Origin of the sequence: Rhodococcus sp. ARC_M5 (genome assembly GCF_022810405.1) — a bacterium.
Taxonomy (GTDB): domain Bacteria; phylum Actinomycetota; class Actinomycetes; order Mycobacteriales; family Mycobacteriaceae; genus Rhodococcoides; species Rhodococcoides navarretei.
On the sequence record NZ_JALGQE010000036.1, the window covers coordinates 1 to 4,365 of the forward strand.

The following is a 4,365-nucleotide window of genomic DNA, read 5'->3' on the forward strand; positions in this document are numbered from 1 at the left end:
CGATGTCGAGGGCAACGCCCGGCCGACCGTTCAGGCCTCGCGCGCCTTCGGTGGGTTCTACCCTGAATCGCGCGATCGGGGTTGGTGTCTGGACGAGTGTGGGCGGCTCGGCAGCTAGTTCGACGATCTTGTGCGGTGGGTCCACGAGCACGGTCGGCTGAGCTGAGTGTGCCCATATTCCAAAAACCTCTGCATCGGGTACTAAGGCGACGACATTCTTCAACAGGCCCATTGCCGACCGCAGCGTTGAGATTCGAGTGGGTGTTTCTGCTTCGATTGCGTAGGGCTGGAACAGCGCGAGGAGCTGCAGGTGGTCGGGTCGGAGACCGTCGAACGCGCCGGAGCGGTGGAGCTCGGTGAACTCGGATGGGGTTGAACAGAGGGGGAATTGGATCGGTCGATCAGGCGTGGGTGTGATGCCCGAAGTCAGTCTCTCGGTGGCCTGGATTGCTGCGTTCAGGCTGTTCTGGACTGCAGCAATGAAGTCTCGGCCACTCTGTTGGAGGGCGTCGGCCTGCGTTGGCCACTCGACCGACACGCCAAGCTCGCCTGTGCCTCGTTCGTCGAGCTCGATCCAGCAGCGCAGTGCGCTGTCGATGTCCAGTTCGTTCCAGTGCGTCGCGATGTCGCTACGAAGTTGGTGCGCTGCATCCAACGATTGCCAGGCTTTCTCGAACGGCTCTGATCTCTGATCGTTAGCCGGCTCGAGTGTGGTCATGCGTCGTTACTACACCACTGCACCGACGGCACTGCGTCCCTGATTTCATGGACAACACCCTGAGCCACAGCACAGTTCCAGAGTTGCTGCGGCTCAGGGTGTTGCAGCAAGCCACTACTAAGATCTTCCCCGTGCTGCGTCGACTCGAACCTAAGACCACTTATCGCTCACTGAGCAAGGGCTTTTGGCCCACCGCGCTGCCTCTGGGCAGGCGCTCAGTCGTGTACGGCCACAACGGCAGCGGTAAATCCTCCTTCGCGTCACTTCTGCTCGAGATTGCCTCGGACGACGCCTCGACAGAGGCGGTCTGGGAGGACGAGCTGGCGGCGAGTCACGTAGTGCGGGTGGGCTATGGCGGTCCTTCGCCCGCCATGGCGGTCTTCACCAAGGAGTGGGTGAACCGCAACCTCTCAGAATTTCTGGATGGCGACACGGCCTCGCCCATTGTCACCCTGGGCGAAGAGGCCATCGAAGCCAAGGGGCAGGAGGCCGAACTCGCCAAGAAGATCGACGCCTTCCGCCTCGAGGCGACTGAGACGGGCAAGAAGAGCCAGGAATCAACGACCAAGGCCAGAAAGCTGGCGACCGCAGCTCAGGCCGGCATCGCAGATCAGCTCAAGAGCTTCGACTACCAGCGATTCACTAAAAACAAGTACTCGATGCCGGTGGTCGAGGGCTTGCTCCGTAAATACAAGGGTGAGTTCCCAGATGAGAACGAGAGCGTCGAGGCACTCAAGCGCTTGAGCGAGCCCACGCCGAAACACCTGCCCGCAGTTGCGGACCCTCCGGGTGGGCTTACCGCGGCGATGAGTGGGCTTGAGACGGTGCTGACCGACACACCCACGAGCGTGACGATCGCGTCTCTCGCAGCGAATCAGGAACGGCAGCAGTGGGCTGAGCAGGGTATTCGCCTACACGAGGGACTTGATGACTGCCTCTTCTGCGGCAATGTTCTGTCGTCAGACCGGTGGGAGCAGCTCGCCAAGCACTTCGACAAGAGCCGGTCCGATATCCGCGAACGTGCGCAGTCGCTCGCCGCGGAGGTGCAGAGCCGAAAGGTGGCTCTGAGTAGCTGGGGTTGATGCCATACCCACGCCCGAAGAGCTTGTAGTTGAACTTCGAGACGGCTACACCACAAACCTTCAGGCCGTGAAGGAAGAGGTATCCGCGCGTATAGACGTGCTCGATGAACTCAAGCGCGTTCTCGACGAGAAAGCCGAAGACCCGACTACGACGCCGATCGCGCCCGATTGGTCACTCCGCGTCGGTGATCTCTCGGCTTCCATTTTGCAGAAAGCGATCACCGAGCACAACGAACAGGTAGCCGACCGCACCACCGTGATCGAGGCGCGCTACGAGACCGTCCTCGACCACATCATCGGATCCCGTGCAGAATCCTTTCGTCAGCATGAGACAAGCGCCAAGACCGCGCAGACCCAGCACAAGGCCGCCACAGATGGTGCTGATCTGGCAGAACGGACTCTGATTGACCTCCGCCAAAAGCAGTTCTCGAACAGCAGGATGGCAGAGACCCTCACCGCCGACTTCTCCCGCGTCTACGGGAAGGGCCACCTCAGTGTCGCCGTGACCGAGGACGGCAAATCCTATGCCTGCCTCCGGGGAGCTCTGCCGGCCACGCACCTGAGCGATGGCGAGCGCACCACCCTCTCGCTCCTCTACTTCCTGCGAAAGCTAGAGGACGAGACCATTAGCGGGGACAAGACTTCTCGCATCGTCGTCATCGATGACCCTTCGAGTTCACTTGACCGTGAGGCGCTCTTCGCCACGCATCAATGGCTGGTGGACACGCTCGAAGGCTTCGGCCAATTCATCGTGCTGACTCACGACTTCGGACTACTACGTCTCTTCCTCAAGTCTCAGGGCAGCGCATGGAACTCATCTCGGAAGAAGATCAGGAAAGGTGAGGCCGACGAGAAACGCTTCCCCGAGGTGGCCTTCTTGGAGATGTACGCAGCGACCGAAGACGACGTACGCAAGACCCAGGTGGCAACGCTCGCACCCATGCTCGTGAAGCACACAACCGAGTACGCCTACCTCTTCGCGCAGGTGATGGAGGGGGTCGTGGACGGCACCGATCATGACCGGCTGTTCCTACTTCCCAACGCTGTGCGCCGCGTCCTCGAGATCTTCGCAAGCTACAAAGCTCCGCATCTTGGTACCTTTGATCAGCGCCTCGAAGACCTTATGGGCGGCGACCTTGTGAACAACCCCTACCGAGACGTTTACAACTTCTGCAACCGCTACTCCCACGGCGAGGGCAGCGAGAGTGTGGACGTGCTCGATGCTCGCGCGATCCACGGTCACATTCGCAGAGGAATGGAGTTCATGAAATTCGCTGACACGCAGCACTTCGAGCGCATGTGCAAGGCCACCAATTCGGACCCCGCCGCAATCGCTTGATGGCGCGTTAGAGACGGTGAGCGCTTGGTACACAGGAAGGATTCGCCACCACACCGACCGATGACCTGAGAATTCTCCACACCGGCTGAGAACCGACAGCTGGTGTTGTTTCTCGGTTGATGTGGCGGCGCTTGCCCGGCTGGCCCTGCGGTTCGCGACACCTCTCTTGTGCACCGCCGGTCGCTACTTCTTTCCGATCTGGCGGATTCAGTCGGCCCCGCTACATCTGACCCCTCCACTCAGCGTGGCGGGGTCAGATGTAGATCGCGATCGGGAGCACAGTGAACGATTGGCCCTCGATTTTCGCCGAGAATCGAACATCAACTGGCGGCAAGTCCGTCTCTGAATCAAGTAAGTTCCGTATTTGTTGTTGGTCGGGCACGGAGCTGCCTACGGCATCAGTGAGCTGGTCGAACACAGATTCCACGAAGTCCGGGTTCAGACGCCTGAGGATCTTGTTCCTACTGAGTACGGGCACGTCTTCTTCGAGCGGCGTGGTGACTTTGCCCAGGACAGTGAACCGTCCGTCGAGGAGGCGGTCCTGGTCATCGGTGACAAAATGCGTTGCGTCGCAGACCGTGACGGCGGTGAGATCACCTCCGAGTTCACAGTAGAATTCGCGGGTGCTGTCACTCCGAAAATCGGTACGCAGCGCGCGGGTAGCCGCGTAAGCGAGGTCTGCCTGCCGCGTCGCCTCCTGCTCGGCGGCTTCCCAGTCGTACTTAAGCCGCGCGATATCGAAATCATCGTTATCGACATGTGGGCGCGCGGAGCTGCGGGCGAAGAATTTTGTGGCCGCGGCAACGAGATCCGGGGTAGCGATGTCGAGGATGGCGTTGATCTCGTTGGCCCTGAATCGTCCGGTAAAGACGACTATTTCACCGCCAACAAGGCCGGCAGCATTCTCTTCTTCGTCTATCTCGATAATTTGCCCGACCAGTCTCTGCTTGAGAAGTTGCAGGTAGTAGGCCAAGTCGTAGGAGTACTGCCGTCGTGCGATAGCTGCAGTCTCGGTCCCGTCGTTGCTGGTTTTACCCAATAAGCCGTCGAGCGATCCGTCGATACCGCCGGCGACCGGCAGGGCGGCCTTGGCTGACAGGTGTCGTCTGCCATGAGCATGGGACCAGCGTGACCTGATTTCTGCCAGGGTGATGGGACCACCTGGATTGCCAGTTATGGGACCACCGGCGCGCCTTGCCGGTGGTCCCGTCGTTTGCTCGTTCGAT

At 60.2% G+C, this 4,365-nt stretch carries 4 protein-coding genes; 2 read left to right on the top strand and 2 right to left on the bottom strand.

All coding sequences use genetic code 11. The features are described 5' to 3' along the window. Nucleotides 1-718, bottom strand: a 718-nt coding sequence (locus tag MTX34_RS25365; protein ID WP_243611197.1) for a hypothetical protein, incomplete at its 3' end; no start/stop codon positions are given. Between the two features lie 47 nt (nucleotides 719-765). On the opposite strand from MTX34_RS25365, the gene MTX34_RS25895 reads away from it, so the two are divergent. Together MTX34_RS25895 and MTX34_RS25900 are read left to right on the top strand one after the other, a co-directional pair. Next, nucleotides 766-1,800 carry an AAA family ATPase gene (locus MTX34_RS25895; RefSeq protein WP_279393677.1) on the top strand — a complete coding sequence of 345 codons (1,035 nt, stop codon included), beginning with the start codon at nucleotides 766-768 and terminating at the stop codon, nucleotides 1,798-1,800. Nucleotides 1,801-1,867: 67 nt separating this feature from the next. Next, entirely contained in the window at nucleotides 1,868-3,139 is a 1,272-nt protein-coding gene (locus MTX34_RS25900) for an AAA family ATPase (protein ID WP_308198569.1), read from the top strand. A 253-nt stretch (nucleotides 3,140-3,392) separates the two neighbouring features. Here the strand turns inward: MTX34_RS25900 and MTX34_RS25375 are convergent. Further along, nucleotides 3,393-4,365, bottom strand: a 973-nt coding sequence (locus tag MTX34_RS25375) for a hypothetical protein (protein WP_243611198.1), incomplete at its 5' end; no start/stop codon positions are given.

What these genes read in the sequence shown, in the direction of transcription:
- MTX34_RS25895 (WP_279393677.1), top strand. Translation starts at nt 766, where the DNA reads ATGGACAACACCCTGAGCCACAGCACAGTTCCAGAGTTGCTGCGGCTC.